The organism is Actinomycetospora lutea (genome assembly GCF_028737205.1).
Taxonomy (GTDB): Bacteria; Actinomycetota; Actinomycetes; order Mycobacteriales; family Pseudonocardiaceae; genus Actinomycetospora; species Actinomycetospora lutea.
In genome coordinates, this window is sequence record NZ_JAQZAL010000017.1 from 118,175 (window position 1) to 134,714 (window position 16,540).

The 16,540-nt window shown below is 74.5% G+C and carries 18 protein-coding genes; 13 read left to right on the forward strand and 5 right to left on the reverse strand.

The features are described 5' to 3' along the window. The first annotated feature begins 201 nt into the window (after positions 1 to 201). The 6 genes from nadA (at position 202) to PHK61_RS19375 (ending at position 6,677) form a co-directional block, all read left to right on the forward strand. Positions 202 to 1,221 (forward strand): quinolinate synthase NadA, encoded by a 1,020-nt coding sequence (gene nadA, locus PHK61_RS19350; protein WP_274282642.1) that lies wholly within the window; start codon positions 202 to 204, stop codon positions 1,219 to 1,221. After that, positions 1,218 to 2,870, forward strand: a complete 1,653-nt coding sequence (locus PHK61_RS19355) for an L-aspartate oxidase (protein WP_274282643.1) — start codon at positions 1,218 to 1,220, stop codon at positions 2,868 to 2,870. Before nadA ends, PHK61_RS19355 begins: the two co-directional genes overlap by 4 nt. Beyond that, positions 2,867 to 3,742, forward strand: a complete 876-nt coding sequence (gene nadC, locus PHK61_RS19360) for a carboxylating nicotinate-nucleotide diphosphorylase (protein WP_274282644.1) — start codon at positions 2,867 to 2,869, stop codon at positions 3,740 to 3,742. Before PHK61_RS19355 ends, nadC begins: the two co-directional genes overlap by 4 nt. After that, positions 3,739 to 4,914, forward strand: coding sequence for an NAD(P)/FAD-dependent oxidoreductase (locus PHK61_RS19365; RefSeq protein WP_274282645.1), 1,176 nt, complete (start codon positions 3,739 to 3,741; stop codon positions 4,912 to 4,914). Before nadC ends, PHK61_RS19365 begins: the two co-directional genes overlap by 4 nt. 10 nt (positions 4,915 to 4,924) lie before the next feature. Beyond that, positions 4,925 to 5,779, forward strand: coding sequence for a GH12 family glycosyl hydrolase domain-containing protein (locus PHK61_RS19370; RefSeq protein ID WP_274282646.1), 855 nt, complete (start codon positions 4,925 to 4,927; stop codon positions 5,777 to 5,779). A gap of 91 nt (positions 5,780 to 5,870) precedes the next feature. Beyond that, on the forward strand, positions 5,871 to 6,677 hold the full coding sequence (locus tag PHK61_RS19375) for a GH12 family glycosyl hydrolase domain-containing protein (RefSeq protein ID WP_274282647.1): 807 nt from the start codon (positions 5,871 to 5,873) through the stop codon (positions 6,675 to 6,677). Here the strand turns inward: PHK61_RS19375 and PHK61_RS19380 are convergent, their stop codons facing one another. After that, a complete protein-coding gene (locus tag PHK61_RS19380; RefSeq protein ID WP_274282648.1) occupies positions 6,678 to 7,055 on the reverse strand; it encodes an RNA-binding S4 domain-containing protein in 378 nt (125 codons plus the stop codon). A 44-nt stretch (positions 7,056 to 7,099) separates the two neighbouring features. On the opposite strand from PHK61_RS19380, the gene PHK61_RS19385 reads away from it, so the two are divergent. The 4 genes from PHK61_RS19385 to PHK61_RS19400 all read left to right on the forward strand — a co-directional run bounded on the left by PHK61_RS19385 (position 7,100) and on the right by PHK61_RS19400 (position 10,043). Then, entirely contained in the window at positions 7,100 to 7,939 is an 840-nt protein-coding gene (locus PHK61_RS19385; protein WP_420791410.1) for an LLM class F420-dependent oxidoreductase, read from the forward strand. Positions 7,940 to 7,941: 2 nt separating this feature from the next. Then, positions 7,942 to 8,361, forward strand: a complete 420-nt coding sequence (locus PHK61_RS19390) for a TIGR03668 family PPOX class F420-dependent oxidoreductase (protein WP_274282650.1) — start codon at positions 7,942 to 7,944, stop codon at positions 8,359 to 8,361. Between the two features lie 108 nt (positions 8,362 to 8,469). Beyond that, positions 8,470 to 9,516, forward strand: a complete 1,047-nt coding sequence (locus tag PHK61_RS19395) for a magnesium transporter (RefSeq protein WP_274282651.1) — start codon at positions 8,470 to 8,472, stop codon at positions 9,514 to 9,516. A 77-nt stretch (positions 9,517 to 9,593) separates the two neighbouring features. Continuing rightward, on the forward strand, positions 9,594 to 10,043 hold the full coding sequence (locus PHK61_RS19400; RefSeq protein WP_274282652.1) for a pyridoxamine 5'-phosphate oxidase family protein: 450 nt from the start codon (positions 9,594 to 9,596) through the stop codon (positions 10,041 to 10,043). Between the two features lie 9 nt (positions 10,044 to 10,052). Here PHK61_RS19400 and PHK61_RS19405 read toward each other — a convergent pair whose 3' ends face one another. Genes PHK61_RS19405 through PHK61_RS19420 form a run of 4 tightly spaced genes read right to left on the reverse strand, consistent with a single transcriptional unit; the run spans position 10,053 to position 11,696 of the window. Next, positions 10,053 to 10,181 carry a hypothetical protein gene (locus tag PHK61_RS19405; protein WP_274282653.1) on the reverse strand — a complete coding sequence of 43 codons (129 nt, stop codon included), beginning with the start codon at positions 10,179 to 10,181 and terminating at the stop codon, positions 10,053 to 10,055. Between the two features lie 55 nt (positions 10,182 to 10,236). Continuing rightward, positions 10,237 to 10,914, reverse strand: coding sequence for an MBL fold metallo-hydrolase (locus PHK61_RS19410; protein ID WP_274282654.1), 678 nt, complete (start codon positions 10,912 to 10,914; stop codon positions 10,237 to 10,239). A gap of 9 nt (positions 10,915 to 10,923) precedes the next feature. After that, positions 10,924 to 11,112, reverse strand: a complete 189-nt coding sequence (locus PHK61_RS19415) for a hypothetical protein (protein WP_274282655.1) — start codon at positions 11,110 to 11,112, stop codon at positions 10,924 to 10,926. A 14-nt stretch (positions 11,113 to 11,126) separates the two neighbouring features. Continuing rightward, complete coding sequence (locus PHK61_RS19420) at positions 11,127 to 11,696, reverse strand: TIGR03086 family metal-binding protein (protein WP_274282656.1); 570 nt, start codon at positions 11,694 to 11,696, stop codon at positions 11,127 to 11,129. Between the two features lie 50 nt (positions 11,697 to 11,746). Between PHK61_RS19420 and PHK61_RS19425 the strand changes: the two genes are divergently transcribed. The 3 genes from PHK61_RS19425 to infC all read left to right on the forward strand — a co-directional run bounded on the left by PHK61_RS19425 (position 11,747) and on the right by infC (position 16,494). Further along, positions 11,747 to 12,511 carry a helix-turn-helix domain-containing protein gene (locus PHK61_RS19425; RefSeq protein ID WP_274282657.1) on the forward strand — a complete coding sequence of 255 codons (765 nt, stop codon included), beginning with the start codon at positions 11,747 to 11,749 and terminating at the stop codon, positions 12,509 to 12,511. Between the two features lie 191 nt (positions 12,512 to 12,702). Beyond that, a complete protein-coding gene (uvrA, locus tag PHK61_RS19430; protein WP_274282658.1) occupies positions 12,703 to 15,603 on the forward strand; it encodes an excinuclease ABC subunit UvrA in 2,901 nt (966 codons plus the stop codon). 261 nt (positions 15,604 to 15,864) lie between these two features. After that, positions 15,865 to 16,494: a translation initiation factor IF-3 gene (gene infC, locus PHK61_RS19435; RefSeq protein WP_274282688.1), complete on the forward strand. Its 630-nt coding sequence runs from the start codon at positions 15,865 to 15,867 to the stop codon at positions 16,492 to 16,494. Positions 16,495 to 16,540: the final 46 nt, after the last annotated feature.

Sequence of the window (16,540 nt, forward strand, 5' to 3'; positions counted from 1 at the left end):
GCCTGCCGACCACGCCGGTGTCCGTCGTCGGGGAAGGCCCCCGCTCGCCGCGCCGAGGGTGGCGCGCACCACGCCGCGTGATCGGTGCTGGCGTGGCCGCGGGCGAGCGGGGTACGGTCGACCATGTTTTCGACCACCAGGCGAAAACCACCGAGACCGGCCGCCCTCGACGCCGAGGGGCCGCCGGGGGAGGAGACGGCGATGACCGTCACCGCAGCCACGGCTCTCGTCGAGCCGGTGGTCGCCGGCCCGGACTGGGCGGACGAGGTGCGCCGGCTGGCGCGCGAGCGCAATGCCGTGGTCCTCGCGCACAACTACCAGCGCCCGGAGATCCAGGACGTCGCCGACCACACCGGCGACTCGCTCGCGCTCTCCCGCATCGCCGCGGCCAGCGACGCGAGCACCATCGTCTTCTGCGGCGTGCACTTCATGGCCGAGACCGCGAAGATCCTCGCGCCGGAGAAGACCGTCCTCATCCCGGACGCGCGGGCCGGCTGCAGCCTCGCCGACTCGATCACCGCCGACGAGCTGCGCGCCTGGAAGAGCGAGCACCTTCGCCCTGGTCAGCCCGAGCCGGTGGTCGTCAGCTACGTCAACACGACCGCCGCGGTGAAGGCCGAGACCGACGTCTGCTGCACGTCGTCGAACGCCGTCGAGGTCGTCGAGAGCATCCCGCCCGACCGCGAGGTCCTGTTCCTGCCCGACCAGTTCCTCGGCGCGCACGTCCAGCGCGTGACGGGGCGGGGCAACCTGCACATCTGGGCCGGCGAGTGCCACGTCCACGCCGGCATCAACGGCGCCGAGCTCGCCGCGCAGGCGCAGGCCGACCCCGAGGCCGACCTGTTCGTCCACCCCGAGTGCGGCTGCGCGACCAGCGCGCTCTACCTCGCCGGCGCGGGCGCGGTGCCCGCCGAGCAGGTCCACATCCTCTCCACCGGCGGGATGCTCGACGCCGCCAAGAACACGACGAAGCGCAGCGTGCTGGTGGCCACGGAGGTCGGGATGCTCCACCAGCTGCGCCGCGCCAACCCCGACGTCGACTTCCGCGCGGTCAACGACCGGGCCGCCTGCTCGTACATGAAGATGATCACGGCCGGCGCGCTGACCCGGGCGCTGCGCGAGGGTCGCGACGAGGTGCACGTCGATCCCGAGACGGCGACCCGCGCCCGCGGCGCCGTCCAGCGGATGATCGAGATCGGACAGCCCGGGGGTGGGGAGTGAGCCGCCCCGACTGGGAGGGCGCCGCCGACCTGGTCGTCGTCGGCTCGGGCGTCGCCGGTCTCACCGCGGCCCTGACCGCCCAGCGCGCCGGGCTGCGCGTCGTCGTCGTCACCAAGGACGCCCCCGACGCCGGGAGCACGCGCTGGGCCCAGGGCGGGATCGCGGTGGTGCTCGGCGACGTGCCCGGCGACTCCGTCACGACCCACCTCGCCGACACCGTGGCCGCCGGCGGCGGGCTCGTGGACCCGATCGCGGCCCGCACGATCCTCGCCGCCGGGCCCGCGGCGGTGGCCGCCCTGCGCGGCGAGGGCGCGGTGTTCGACGGGCACCCCGACCGCCTGGCCCGCACCCGCGAGGGCGGGCACACGGCGCTGCGCGTCGTCCACGCCGGCGGCGACGCCACCGGCTCCGAGGTCGAGCGCGCCCTGCTCGCCGCCTCGCGGCGCGAGGAGCTGACGGTGCTCGCCGGCCACGCCGCCGCGTCGGTGGTCACCGGGCCCGACGGCGCCGTCGGGGGTTTGGAGGTCCGCGACGACGAGGGTCGCGCCGGGCTCCTCGCCGCGCCCGCGGTCCTGCTCGCGACCGGTGGCGTCGGCGGGCTCTACGAGACGACGACCAACCCGACCGTCGCGACCGCCGACGGCTGGGCGCTCGCCCTGCGCGCCGGCGCCGCGCTCGCCGACGTCGAGTTCGTGCAGTTCCACCCCACCGCTCTGTACACCGGGGCCGGGAGACGAAGCAGTCAGGGGAGCACGCCGATAGGGGAGCTCCACCCGACGTGGCGGCCGCGGGGACGCGCGCCGCTGGTCACCGAGGCCCTGCGCGGCGAGGGCGCGGTGCTGCGCGACACGAGCGGCGCGTCGGTGACCGCGGGCGTGCACCCGCTGGGCGACCTCGCGCCCCGCGACGTCGTCGCCGCGGCGATCACGCGGCGGATCGGGGACCTCGGCGCCGAGCACGTCTGGCTCGACGCCACCGGCATCCCGGACGTCGCCGCGCGCTTCCCGACCGTCGCCGCCTCCTGCGCGGCGATCGGCGTCGACCTCGCGCGCGACCCCGTCCCGGTGCGCCCCGCCGCGCACTACTCCTGCGGCGGCGTGATCACCGACGACCGCGGGCGCACCGGCGTCCCCGGGCTCTGGGCCGCCGGCGAGGTCGCCCGCACCGGACTGCACGGCGCCAACCGGCTCGCGTCGAACAGCCTGCTCGAGGGCCTGGTGATGGGCCGGCGCGCCGCCGAGGACGTGGCCGCGACCCTGGCCGGACCGCGGCGCCTGGCGGAGCCGGGCGAATCCGAAGCCGTGTCGGTCCCGATCGCCGACCGCGCCGTCCTGCAGGCCGCGATGACCTGCGGCGCGGCGATCGGGCGCGACGCCGCCGGGCTCGCCGCCGCCTCGGACGCCGTCGAGGCCGCGAGCACCGAGCGGGTCCCGGCGACCCGCGCCGACGTCGAGGACGCCGCCCTGACCCTCGCGGCGCACGCCCTGCTCGCGGCCGCCGGCTCGCGCACCGAGAGCCGCGGCTGCCACGTGCGCACCGACCACCCCGCCGTCGACGACCACTGGCAGCGCGCCTCGTCCACCGTCGTCCTGTCCGGGGACCGCCTGCACGTCGGCACCACCGACGCCCGTCACGGAGGTGTCGCGTGACCGCCTCGCTCGCCCTGCCCGCGGACCTCGACCCAGCCGAGGTCGACGCCGTCGTCACCCGCGCCCTCGACGAGGACCTGCGCGACGGCCCCGACGCCACCACGATCGCGTGCGTTCCCGAGGGCGCGGTCGCGGTCGGCGAGTTCCGCACCCGCCCCGCCGGCACGCTCGCCGGGCTCGGCGTCGCGGTCCGCGTGCTCGAGCGGGTGTGCGGGCCGGACCTCGAGGTCCTGGCGACGCGCGCCGACGGCGACCGCCTGGCCCCCGGCGACGTCGCCCTCGCCGTCCGGGCGCCGCTGCACACCCTGCTGACCGCCGAGCGGACCGCGCTCAACCTGCTCGGCCAGCTCTCCGGGGTCGCGACCGCCACGTCGGCGTGGGTCGACGCGGTCGCCGGCACCCGGGCCCGCATCCGCGACACCCGCAAGACCGTGCCGGGGCTGCGCGCGCTGCAGAAGTACGCGGTGCGCTGCGGGGGCGGGGTGAACCACCGGATGTCCCTCGGCGACGCGATCCTGATCAAGGACAACCACGTCGCGGCGGCCGGCTCGGTCACCGCGGCCCTCGCCGCCGCCCGCGCCCACGCCCCGGACCTGCCCTGCGAGCTCGAGGTCGACTCGCTGGCCCAGCTCGACGAGGTGCTCGAGCTGGGCGTCGAGCTGGTGCTGCTCGACAACTTCACGCCCGACCACGCGGCCGAGGCCGTGGTGCGCCGCGACGCCCGCGCGCCCGGCACGGGCCTCGAGGTCTCCGGCGGCCTGACCATCGACCTCGCCGCCGCCCACGCCGCGGCCGGCGTCGACTTCCTCGCCGTCGGCGCCCTCACCCACTCCGCCCCGGTCCTCGACCTGGGTCTGGACCTCGCCACGTGAGCGAAGTTCGGGGCTATAGCACCAAAGTTCGCTCACATGGGGTCGTCGTCGTCGGCGGCGGCATCGCCGGGGTGTCGGTGGCCGCGGAGCTCGCGCGCGACGGTCCGGTGGTGCTCGTCGAGGGCGAGGACGAGCTCGCGAAGCACACCACCGGGCGCTCGGCGGCCAGCTACATCCCGGGCCACGGCGCCCCGCCCGCCCGCGCGCTCGTCGCCGCGTCGCGCGCGCGGTTCGACGCGCTCGCCGACGAGGCCGGGCACCCGTTCCTGCGCCCGCGCCCCGTCCTGCACGTCGCCCACGACGAGGACGAGGAGCGGACGCTGCGCGAGGAGATGCTGCCCCTCGCCGCGGTCACCGAGCTCACCCCGGACGGGGCCGTCGCCCGCTGGCCGGCCCTGCGCCGTGACCTCCTGCGCGCCGCCGCCGTCGTCGAGGACGCCCAGGACGCCGATCCGCTCGGCCTGCACCAGCACTACCGCCGCGCCCTGCGCGCCCGCGGCGGGGAGATCCGGACGGGCGCGCCGGTCACGGTCATCGCACGCCACGGCGAGTCCTGGCGGGTGGGCCTGGGGGACGACCACCTCGACACCGACACGCTCGTCCTCGCCGCCGGCGCCTGGACCGACCGCCTGCTCGCGCTCGCCGGCGCCGCCCCGGTCGGCCTGCGCCCGCTGCGCCGGACGATCGCGATCGTGCGCGTCCCCGAGGGCGCGCCGGTCCGCCGCGACGACCCGTTCGTCGTCTCCGCCGGCGAGCGCTGGTACGCCAAGCCCGAGGGCGAGCACCTGCTCGTCTCCCCGTCCGAGGAGACCCCCGCCGAGCCCGGCGACCCGCGTCCCGACGAGCTGGACGTCGCCCGCGCCCTCGAGCACGTCAACGCCGTCACCACCCTGGGGCTGCGCTCGGTCGCGACGAGCTGGACCGGGCTGCGCACCTTCGCGCCGGACCGCTCCCTGGTGATCGGCGACCGCCCCGAGCACCGCGGCCTGCACCTGTTCGCCGGCCAGGGCGGGTCGGGCATCGAGACCGCCCCGGCGGCCGCCGCCCTCGCCGCCGCCGTGATCCGCGGCGCCGCGCCCCCAACCGACGTCCTCGCCGCCCTCGCCGACCAGGGCACGACGCTCGACGCCCTGCTCGCCACCCGCCTCGGGGCCGCCACGGGCCCCCGCTAGCCTCGCCCGTATGGGGGACATGCGACGCGTGATCGCCGTGCTGCTGACCGGTCTCGCGCTCGTCGTCGCCGGGTGCTCCACGGGTGACGGCGCCGCGCCGCCGGTGACGACCACCGCCCCGGGCCCGCCCGCGGGCACCGGCGACCCCGCCCTCGGCGTGCTCGCGCCCCTGCCGCCGCAGGGCTCGCGCGAGGGGCCCCGCATCTGCGGGAAGACGGAATCGGTGCCGGTCGCGGGCGGGCGCTACGAGGTCCAGAACAACGCCTGGGGCGCGGACACCCCGCAGTGCACCACCGCGTTCGACACCGGCTTCAGCGTCGAGGCGACCCACGACAAGGACTCCGGGCCCGCCGCCTACCCCTCGATCGTCGTCGGCTGCAACTACGGCACCTGCACCCGCGACTCGCCCTACCCGCTGCCCCTTGCCGAGATGGGCGACGTGCGCTCGAGCTGGGCGGTGACCGTGCCCCGCCGCGGCGACTTCAACGTCGCCTACGACGTCTGGCTCGACCCGACCCCGCGCCGCGCCGGCGCCAACACCGGCGCCGAGCTGATGATCTGGCTCGACCGCACCGACCGCGTTCAGCCCATCGGCTCCGAGCGCGCGACCGTCGAGATCGCCGGCGCCCGCTGGGCGGTGTGGACCGGCGAGAACCACGGCACCCCGGTCATCTCCTACGTGCGCGAGGAGCCGACCGACACCGTCATCGACCTGCCGATCAGCGAGTTCGTCACCGAGGCCACCCGCCGCGGGGTGGTGCAGCCGGACTGGTTCCTCACCAACATCCAGGCCGGCTTCGAGCCCTGGATCGGCGGCGCGGGCCTGTCCACCGACGCCTTCTCCCTCACCCGGAACGGGGTCTGATCGTCCCGATCGAGGGAGACGGCCTCCCGTCACCCACACGCTCACCGTACGTTTCACCGCGACGAACGGTCGAGCGACGGGGTGGCGGCAGATGAACGGTCACAGGCGGGCGACGAGCGGACTGGTCGTGGCGATCGTCGCCGTGCTCGCGATGCTGGTGGGGGTGAGCCCGGCGCTGGCCACCGCGCTGCCCGGGACGCCGCACTCGCCACGGGTCGAGGGCACGCGGGTGTGCGGCAAGACCGAGTCCACCCCGGTGGAGGGCGGGCGCTACGAGGCCCAGAACAACGTCTGGGGCGCCGACACGCCCCAGTGCATCACGGCCTTCGACACCGGCTTCGTCGTCGACCCCGCCGACCACCACAAGGAGAACGAGCCGGCCTCGTACCCGTCGATGGTCTGGGGCTGCAACTACGGCAACTGCACCAAGGACAGCCCGTTCCCCAAGAAGGTCTCCGAGCTCGCCGGACTCCGCTCGTCGTGGGCGGTCGAGGTGCCGCCGACCGGTGACTACAACGTCTCCTACGACCTCTGGATGGACCCGACGCCGCGGCGCACCGGCCGCCCCACCGGCCTCGAGCTCATGATCTGGCTGAAGAACACCCCGCGCGTGCAGCCGATCGGCGAGAAGAAGGCCGAGGTCTCCCTCGGCGGCACCACGTGGGACGTGTGGCTCGGCGCCATCGACCTGCCGACCATCAGCTACGTGCGCCAGGAGCCGACGCTGCAGGTCACCGACCTGCCGCTCGACCAGTTCGTCGCCGACGCGCAGCGCCGGGGGGTCGCGAGGCCCGAGTGGTACATGACGAGCGTCCAGGCCGGCTTCGAGCCCTGGATCGGCGGCCGGGGCCTCACGACGCGGTCGTTCTCGGCGACGCTTCCCGGTTCACAGCCCTGATCACTCCTCGCCGGCGTGCTCCCGGAGCGCGTCGATCATCCGCCGGTCCCGCTTGGTCGGACGTCCCGTGCCCCGGTCGCGCACCGCGACCGGGGCCGGGCGCTCCTCCGGGGGCGGGGGCGGCGGCGTGTGGTCGACGTAGCAGGTGACGGCCACCGGCGCGCCGACCCGCTTCTCGATCACCTTCGTGACCTCGACGATCCGCGCGATCTCGTAGACCCGCGTGCGCACCGTGTCGCCCGGCTTCACCGGCGTCGCCGGCTTGGCCGGGGTGTCGTTGACGCGCACGTGGCCGCCGCGGCAGGCGTCGGCGGCGTCGGCGCGGGTCCTGGTCAGCCGCACCGCCCACAGCCAGCGGTCGACGCGCGTGGACTCCATCGCGGCCTAGTGTGCCGCCTCCGGCCACGGGATATCTGGAGAGCGTGGACCACGGCATCATGATGTTCCCGACGGACTACGCCATCGACCCGGCCGAGCTGGCCAAGGAGACCGAGGACCGGGGCTTCGACTCGCTCTGGTTCCCCGAGCACAGCCACATCCCCACCAAGCGCGAGTCGCCCTACCCCGGCGGCGGCGACCTGCCGCGGATGTACATCCACACCTACGACCCGTTCGTCGCCCTGACGGCCGCCGCGGCCGCGACGACGACGCTCAAGGTCGCCACCGGCATCTGCCTGGTCATCCAGCGCGACCCGATCCACACCGCCAAGCAGGTCGCCAGCCTCGACCGCCTCTCCGGCGGGCGGTTCCTGTTCGGCATCGGCGCCGGCTGGAACCGCGAGGAGATGGCCCACCACGGGGCGAACCCGAAGACGCGCATGCGCCTGATGGGCGAGCAGGTCAAGGCCATGAAGGAGCTGTGGACGCAGGAGGAGGCGGAGTTCCACGGCGAGTTCGTCGACTTCGCGCCGAGCTGGGCCTGGCCGAAGCCGACCCAGCAGCCGCACCCGCCGGTCTACGTCGGCGGCATGGGCCCGGGCGTCGAGGACCGCATCCTCGACTACGGCGACGCCTGGCTGCCGCAGCGCGTGGGTCCGGACAACATCGACGAGTTCGAGCAGCGCGCGAACGCGCTGCAGCAGCGCGCCGCCGACGCCGGCCGCGGCCCGATCCCGATGTCGCTCTTCGGCGCCGAGAGCACGCCCGAGGCGCTCGACGGCTACCGCCGCATCGGCCTCGAGCGCGCGATCCACGGCGTGAGCTCCGCCGACCGTGACACCGTGCTCAAGGAGCTGGACGAGCTGGCGAAGGTCACCGGCTGACCATGCCGGGGCTCGACGAGGACGACGCGCGCCGCCGGTTCGCCGCGGCGCGCGTCGCGCGGCTCGCGACGGTCTCGGCGGACGGGCAGCCGCACCTCGTGCCCGTGGTGTTCGCGGTCGCGGGGGACACCCTGCTCATGGCCGTCGACCAGAAGCCCAAGCGCCACCGCGACCTCAAGCGCCTGCGCAACATCGACGACAACCCCGCCGTCTCGCTGCTCGTCGACCGCTACGACGACGACTGGAGCGCGCTGTGGTGGGTGCGCGCCGACGGCACCGCGACCGTCACCGAGGACGAGGACGTGCTCGCCCGGGCGCGCGCGGCGCTGGGGGAGCGCTACCCCCAGCACCGCGCGGACCCGCCGGAGGGCCCGGCGTTCACCGTCGGGGTGACCAGGTGGACGGGCTGGTCGGCGATCTGAGCGTGCTCGGGACGGGACCGGCGGCCCTGAACCGCGGCCGCTCGGCCCTGGGACGTCGCCCGGCGGGTCACGAGGATGGGCGCGATCCGTGCGAGAGGAGCCGCCGCCATGTCCGAGCACGCCGCCCCGCGCCCCGCCGGGGCTGTGCCGACGCGGGGGGCCGACGTGGCCACGACGACGTCGGCCCCGGTCGGAGGGACCGGGACGAGGACGGCGGAGGACCACGTCTCGGTGGCCGTCCCGGTCACCACCCCGGACGAGCGATGCGGGCAGGTCCTCGACGGGATGCGGGGGCGTCGGTTCGAGTCCGCGGCGGCGGTGGCGGTCTGCGCCGCGGACGGGACGCTGGTCGGGATGGTCACCGTGGAGCGGCTGCTGGCGTCCGCCGGCGAGACACCGATCCGCGACGTCATGGACCCCGAGCCGCCGACCGTCACCCCCGCGACGGACCAGGAACAGGCCGCCTGGCGGGCGGTGCACCGGGGGGAGTCGGTGCTCCCCGTGGTGGACCCGGGAGGCCGGTTCCGCGGGTTCATCCCCCCGGACCGGCTGCTGGCGGTGCTCCTGACCGAGCACGACGAGGACGTCGCCCGCCTCGGCGGGTTCCTCGGTTCGTCGTCCGAGGCGCGGTCCGCGGCGCTGGAGAGCGTGGGGCGGCGGATGTGGCACCGCCTGCCCTGGCTGCTCGTCGGCCTCGTCGGCGCGTTCGTGGCCGCAGGCATCGTCGGGGCCTTCGAGCACCAGCTCGAGGAGCAGGTCCTCATCGCCTTCTTCCTGCCCGGCGTGGTCTACCTCGCCGACGCGGTGGGCACGCAGACCGAGGCGCTCGTGATCCGGGGCCTCGCCGCGGGGGTGCCCACCGGGCGGATCGCGTTCCGCGAGGCGGTGACCGGGCCGCTGCTCGGAGTCCTGTTCGCCGCGGTCACCTTCCCCGTCGTCCTGCTGCTCTGGGGGGACCCGCGGGTGGCCGCGGCGGTGGCGGTGGCCCTGTTCGCGGCCTCGTCGATCGCGACCGTCGTGGCGCTGGCCCTGCCCTCGCTGCTGCACCGCCTCGGTCGCGACCCCGCCTTCGGGTCCGGACCCCTCGCCACCGTCGTCCAGGACCTGCTCTCGATCGTCATCTACTTCCTCGCCGCGACCGCCATCGTGACCTGACGCGCGGGCCCACCGGCCCTGGCGGCGACGCCCCGGCCACGGTGTCCTCGCTCCGGGTCCCGACGGAGGAGCGGCACATGGACACGGGCGACGACGGGCTGGAGGTCCTCGACGCGACGGCGTGTCGGGAGCTGTTGCGCACGGTCCCGGTGGGGCGGCTCGCCTGGGCCGGGTCGGACGGGTACGTCGAGATCCGGCTGGTCAACGTGGGGCTCGACGGGGACGACCTCGTGTTCCGCGTGGCCGACGGGCCCCTGCTCGACGCGGTGCGCGCCGGGTGCCCGCTCACCGTCGAGGCGGACCGGATCGAGCCGGCGCTGCGCACGGGGTGGAGCGTCCAGGCCGTCGGGTACGGCGCCGAGGACGCCACCGGCCCCGCGGAGGGACCGGTGACGCCGTGGGCCCGCGGCCCGCACCCCTGGACCATCCGCCTGCGACCCCGGCAGATCACCGGCCGGCGCGTGCGCCTGGCTCCCGGGGAGGTCGTCGTCGTGCACCTGCCCCGGGAGGAGGACGCGGAGCCGTGACGGCGCGGATCAGCCCTTGCCCACCTGCAGGTGCTCGACGAACCAGTCGCGGGCGGCGGCCGACGTGACCTCGAACCCGGGGCCCTGGTAGGCGTCGAAGTGTCCGCCCGGAGCGATGACGATCCTCTTCGGGTGCATCGCGGTCTCGAGGCGGCGGCCGCGAGCTCGCCGGCGATGAGGCGGTCGTTCGGGCTCACCAGCCCCGCTCGCGCCATTCCCCGATCTTCGGGCGCTCGGCGCCGAGGGTCGTGTCGTCGCCGTGGCCGGGGTAGACGTGCGTGTCGTCGTCGAGCTGCCCGAAGACCTTGGCCTCGAGGTCGTCCATCAGCGAGGTGAACTCCGCCGGGCCGGCCGTCTTGCCCGGGCCGCCGGGGAAGAGCGAGTCGCCGGTGAAGAGGTGGCCGTGGCCGGCGGGGTCGCGGTAGAGCAGGGCGATCGAGCCGGGGGTGTGGCCCTCGAGGTGGATGATCTCCACCCGCGAGCCGCCGAACTCGACCGCGTCGCCGTCGCCGACGGTGTGGTCGGGCGCCACGGGCAGCTCGGGGGCGTCCTGCTCGCCCGCGTAGGTGGTGGGGGAGAGCGCCTGCACGGCGTCCTCGAGGGACTGCACGTGGTCCCAGTGCTTGTGCGTGGTCGCCAGGCGCTTCACCTTGCCGCGGTCGGCGACGGTGTCGACGGTGTCGAGCAGGCGGTCGATCTCGTTGGCGGCGTCGATGAGCAGCGCCTCGCCGGACGCGTGGTCCACGAGCAGGTAGGCGTTGTTGTCCATCGGCCCGACCGACACCTTGGTGATCGAGACGTCCTGCAGGTCGCGCCGGGCGGCCGGGCCGCCGGGCTCGACGTGGCCGGTGTACTGGTCGAGGAGGTCCACGCCGGGAGCCTAGCGCCGGACGGGCTTGTGGCCTGCCCTCCGCAGCGCATCGGGGCTCAGCGTCGCCCCGCAGTCCTCGCAGCGGGGCACCTCGTCCTCGCTCATCACCACGGCGCGGTGGCGGCACGCGCCCGCGTCGGCGCTCCAGCCCCTCCGCGCGCGCAGCCGCGCGAGGTCCGCGGGGTCGATCTCGCTCATGGATCCATGCTGCCTCAGGGACGCCAGGACGGGTCGCGACCGGCGACGGCGACGATGCGGTCGAGCAGCTCGGCGTCGTCGGGCACGGGGACCTCGTCACCGAAGGCCGACCCGCGCCCCTGCGGCGCCATCTGCTGCATCGCCTCGAGCACCTCACCCAGCACGGCGTCGTCCCACCCCACCGGCTCCCCGAGGCCCTTCGCCAGGTCCCAGGCGTGCAGCACGAGCTCGCAGAGCACCATCGTGCCGACCATGGACGCGGGCAGCTCGGACGCGGTCATCGTCGTCGTCCCGGTCCACGCGGACGGCTCGCTCCAGACGGCGACCAGGTCCTCGCGCCCGGCGTCGAGGGTGGCGACCCAGTTGCCCTCCGCACGGGGCGTGCGGGCCGCCGGCGGCGCCCCGCGGCCGGAGCCGGCGAGGACGGGGGTCCAGGTCATCATGTGCTCGACGAGGTGGCGGACCGTCCAGTCCTCGCAGGGCACGGGTGCGTCCAGGCGTTCGGCGGCAGCGGCGACGAGCTTCTCGTGCGGGGCCGCGGCGGCGACCACGAGGTGCGGCCGGGGCGTGAAGTCGGGGAACACGAGCAGGACGCTAGCCACACCGGCGGCCCGGGTCATGGAGGAACGCGACAGTGCCGGAGCGGGATCCGCGCGAGCTGGGCGGGCACTGGCGCACCGCCCAGCGGATCGCCGTGCACGAGCCGGACGCCGACCTCGCGCCGTGGGTCGAGCGGCTCTGGACCGCGTCCTGGGACTACGCCGAGCCCTACCGCCAGAAGATCGTGCCGTTGCCGCAGGTGCACGTGTCGGTGATCGGCGAGGGCGCGCCCCGCGTCGTCGGGCCCCGGAGCCGGCACATGGTCCGCGAGCTGGTCGGGCGCAGCTCGGTGGTCGGGGCCGCGTTCCGGCCCGGGGTGTTCCGGGCGCTGGCCGGGGCGCCGGTCAGCGGCCTGGTCGACCGGGAGCTCGACGCCGCGGACGTCCCGGGCCTCGCGGGCGGGCCGCCCCACGACGGCGACCTCGCCGCCTGGCTGCGGGCGCGCCTGCCGTCCGGCGGCCCGTCCCGCGCCGCGCGGCAGGCCGGCGAGCTCGTCGCGGCGATCGCCGCCGACCCGACGATCGCCCGGGTCGACCGGCTCGCCGCGTCCGCGGGGCTGGGCATGCGCACCGTCCAGCGCCTCTTCCACGAGCACGTCGGCCTCGGCCCGAAGTGGGTCATCCGGCGCCACCGGTTGCAGGAGGTGGTCGTGCGGCTCGAGGCCGGCGGGCGGGTCGACTGGGCGGACCTGGCGGCGACGCTGGGCTACGCCGACCAGGGGCACCTCTCGCGCGACTTCGCGGACCTGTTCGGCGAGCCGCCCACCTGGTACGCCCGGCGCTACCCGGCGGACGGCTGACACGCACGGCGCAACCGGTCGTCGCCCCGCAGGCCCGATCTGTCGCGCGGGACCGAGGCCGGACGGCCGTTGTCGAGGGTCGCTCCTAGCATGGAGGGACCGGGGGAAGAGACATCCAGCCCGAAATATCTCCGTGGGGCGGGCGTGTTGACACCCCGGCAGGTCCTGCCCCGAGCCTGGAGGCCCCGCACGTGGTCGATCGTCTCGTCGTCCAGGGCGCCCGTGAGCACAACCTCACCGGCGTCGACCTCGACCTGCCCCGCAACAGCCTGGTCGTGTTCACCGGCCTGTCGGGTTCGGGCAAGTCGAGCCTGGCGTTCGACACGATCTTCGCCGAGGGCCAGCGCCGGTACGTCGAGTCGCTGTCGGCCTACGCGCGCCAGTTCCTCGGGCAGATGGACAAGCCCGACGTCGACTTCATCGAGGGCCTCTCGCCCGCGGTGTCGATCGACCAGAAGTCGACCAGCCGCAACCCGCGCTCGACGGTCGGCACCATCACCGAGGTCTACGACTACCTGCGCCTGCTCTACGCGCGGGCCGGCACGCCCCACTGCCCGACCTGCGGCGAGATCATCTCGAAGCAGACGCCGCAGCAGATCGTCGACCAGGTGCTCGAGATGGAGCCGGGCCGCCGGTTCCAGGTCCTCGCGCCGGTCATCCGCGGGCGCAAGGGCGAGTACGTCGACCTGTTCAGCCAGCTCCAGGGCCAGGGCTACTCCCGCGTGCTGGTCGACGGCACGGTGTATCCGCTCGCCGAGCCGCCGACGCTGAAGAAGCAGGAGAAGCACGACATCGCGGTGGTGGTCGACCGCCTGTCGGTGAAGTCGAGCGCCAAGCAGCGGCTCACCGACTCGGTCGAGACCGCGCTGCGGCTGGCCGAGGGCATCCTCGTGCTCGACTTCGTCGACCTCCCCGACGACGACCCGGACCGCGAGCGCCGCTTCTCCGAGCGCATGGCCTGCCCCAACGGCCACCAGCTCCAGGTCGACGACCTCGAGCCGCGCGCCTTCTCCTTCAACTCGCCCTACGGCGCCTGCCCCACGTGCCACGGCCTGGGCATCAAGAAGGAGGTCGACCCCGAGCTCCTGGTGCCCGACGACGAGCTCTCGCTCGCCGACGGCGCCATCGCGCCCTGGGCGATCGGCCAGTCCGCCGAGTACTTCACCCGGCTGCTCACCGCGCTGTCCGAGCAGATCGGCTTCCGCATGGACGCGCCGTGGCGCAAGCTGCCGGCGCGGGTGCAGAAGGCGGTGCTGCACGGCTCGGACGACCAGGTGCACGTCCGCTACCGCAACCGCTACGGCCGCGAGCGCTCGTACTACGCGTCCTTCGAGGGTGTCGTGCCCTTCCTCGAGCGCCGGCTCGACCAGGCCGAGTCCGACAGCGCCCGCGAGCGCTACGAGGGCTACATGCGCGACGTGCCCTGCCCGGCCTGCGGCGGGACCCGGCTCAAGCCCGAGATCCTCGCGGTCACCCTGCGGCACGAGTCGCTGGGCGACCGCTCGATCGCCGACCTCACGGCCCTGTCGGTGGCCGACTGCGCCGAGTTCATGAAGGGCCTGGTCCTCGGCCACCGCGAGCAGGTCATCGCCGGCGCGGTGCTCAAGGAGATCGACGCCCGGCTCGGCTTCCTGCTCGACGTCGGGCTCGACTACCTGTCGCTGGCCCGGGCGGCGGCGACGCTGTCGGGCGGCGAGGCCCAGCGGATCCGGCTCGCGACCCAGATCGGGTCCGGGCTGGTCGGCGTGCTCTACGTGCTCGACGAGCCCTCGATCGGGCTGCACCAGCGCGACAACCGCCGGCTGATCGACACGCTGTCCCGGCTGCGCGACCTCGGCAACACGCTGATCGTCGTCGAGCACGACGAGGACACCGTCCGCGCGTCCGACTGGGTGGTCGACATCGGCCCGGGGGCGGGCGAGCACGGCGGGCGCGTCGTCTACTCGGGGCCGGTCGCCGGCCTCGAGCAGAGCGCGGAGTCGCTCACCGGGGCCTACCTGTCGGGCCGCGAGCAGATCCCCGTCCCGCAGATCCGCCGGCCGATCGACAAGAAGCGCCAGGTCGGCGTCGTGGGCGCCCGCGAGCACAACCTGCACGACGTCGACGTCGCGTTCCCGCTGGGCTGCCTCGTGTCGATCACCGGGGTGTCCGGGTCGGGCAAGTCGACGCTGGTCAACGACATCCTCGCGACCGTGCTGGCCAACAAGCTGAACAAGGCCCGCCAGGTCCCGGGCCGGCACACCCGGGTCACCGGCATCGAGCACCTCGACAAGCTCGTGCGCGTCGACCAGTCGCCGATCGGGCGCACGCCGCGCTCCAACCCGGCGACCTACACCGGCGTGTGGGACCACATGCGCAAGCTCTTCGCCGCCACGAACGAGGCGAAGGTGCGCGGGTACGGGCCCGGCCGCTTCTCGTTCAACGTCAAGGGCGGGCGCTGCGAGGCGTGCGCAGGCGACGGCACCATCAAGATCGAGATGAACTTCCTGCCCGACGTGTACGTGCCGTGCGAGGTCTGCAAGGGCGCGCGGTACAACCGCGAGACCCTCGAGGTGCACTACAAGGGCAAGAACGTGGCCGAGGTCCTCGACATGCCGATCGAGGAGGCCGCCGAGTTCTTCAAGCCGATCGGCGCGATCCACCGCCACCTGCAGACGCTCACCGAGGTGGGCCTGGGCTACGTGCGCCTGGGCCAGCCCGCGCCGACGCTGTCGGGTGGCGAGGCGCAGCGCGTCAAGCTCGCCGCCGAGCTGCAGAAGCGCTCGATGGGCCGGACGATCTACATCCTCGACGAGCCCACGACGGGCCTGCACTTCGAGGACATCCGCAAGCTGCTCGGCGTCATCAACGGGCTGGTCGACAAGGGCAACACCGTCCTCGTCATCGAGCACAACCTCGACGTCATCAAGGTGTCCGACTGGGTCGTCGACATGGGCCCCGAGGGCGGCAACAACGGCGGCACGGTGGTGGCGCAGGGCACGCCCGAGCAGGTCGCGGCGGTGCCCGAGAGCTACACCGGGCAGTTCCTCAGCTCGCTCGTCGAGCCGGACGCCGGGCCCGTCCGCAAGAGCCGCGCCAGGAAGGCGGGCTGACCCCGGCGGGTGCCCGCCGTCCGGGAACACCGCAGCGCAGTGGTACGTTGTGCCGTGAGCGACCAGCTCGGTGGGTGCTCCGCGTCCACCGAGCGGCAAGTGGAGCCCCGGCTCCCACCCGTCCACCGCACAGGTGAGCGGGTCCCGGTCCGGTAGCCGCGGCACGCGAGTGCGGTGGCTACGGCGTCTCCCCGCCGGGTGACGTGGATCGGTCGACCGTGGGCCCTGCCGCCACCTCGCGTGGCGCGGGGCCCGACGTTCATCGGGGCTCCTCGAACCGGGTCGCACGGACTGTCACGGACCCGAGGAGAGCTCATCAGCACAGAGACCCGCATCAACGAGCGCATCCGCGTTCCCGAGGTGCGACTGGTCGGCCCCAACGGGGAGCAGGTGGGGATCGTCCGCATCGAGGACGCCCTGCGCCTGGCCCGCGAGGCCGACCTCGACCTGGTCGAGGTGGCCGCCCAGGCCCGCCCGCCGGTCTGCAAGCTCATGGACTACGGCAAGTTCAAGTACGAGAGCGCGCAGAAGGCCCGCGAGTCGCGGCGCAACCAGCAGCAGACGGTGATCAAGGAGCAGAAGCTCCGGCCGAAGATCGACCCGCACGACTACGAGACGAAGAAGGGTCACGTGACCCGCTTCCTTGGGCAGGGTCACAAGGTCAAGGTCACCATCATGTTCCGCGGTCGCGAGCAGTCGCGCCCGGAGCTGGGCTTCCGCCTCCTGCAGCGCCTCGCCGAGGACGTCGGTGAGCTCGGCTACGTCGAGGCGACGCCGAAGCAGGACGGCCGGAACATGACCATGGTCCTGGCGCCGAACAAGAAGCCGCAGAAGGCCCCGCGCTCCCAGCAGGAAGCGCAGCAGGAGCCGGCCCCCGAGCCGGCGGGCTGACACCCGCACGACCGGCCGCACCCACCCCCCGGGGTGGGCGCGGCCG

Bases quoted from the DNA above. Each gene is read 5' to 3' on its own strand.
- nadA (WP_274282642.1), top strand. From the start codon at position 202: ATGACCGTCACCGCAGCCACGGCTCTCGTCGAGCCGGTGGTCGCCGGC.
- PHK61_RS19370 (WP_274282646.1), top strand. From the start codon at position 4,925: ATGGGGGACATGCGACGCGTGATCGCCGTGCTGCTGACCGGTCTCGCG.
- PHK61_RS19375 (WP_274282647.1), top strand. From the start codon at position 5,871: ATGAACGGTCACAGGCGGGCGACGAGCGGACTGGTCGTGGCGATCGTC.
- PHK61_RS19380 (WP_274282648.1), bottom strand. From the start codon at position 7,055: ATGGAGTCCACGCGCGTCGACCGCTGGCTGTGGGCGGTGCGGCTGACC.
- PHK61_RS19390 (WP_274282650.1), top strand. From the start codon at position 7,942: ATGCCGGGGCTCGACGAGGACGACGCGCGCCGCCGGTTCGCCGCGGCG.
- PHK61_RS19395 (WP_274282651.1), top strand. From the start codon at position 8,470: ATGTCCGAGCACGCCGCCCCGCGCCCCGCCGGGGCTGTGCCGACGCGG.
- PHK61_RS19400 (WP_274282652.1), top strand. From the start codon at position 9,594: ATGGACACGGGCGACGACGGGCTGGAGGTCCTCGACGCGACGGCGTGT.
- PHK61_RS19405 (WP_274282653.1), bottom strand. From the start codon at position 10,181: ATGCACCCGAAGAGGATCGTCATCGCTCCGGGCGGACACTTCGACGCC.
- PHK61_RS19415 (WP_274282655.1), bottom strand. From the start codon at position 11,112: ATGAGCGAGATCGACCCCGCGGACCTCGCGCGGCTGCGCGCGCGGAGG.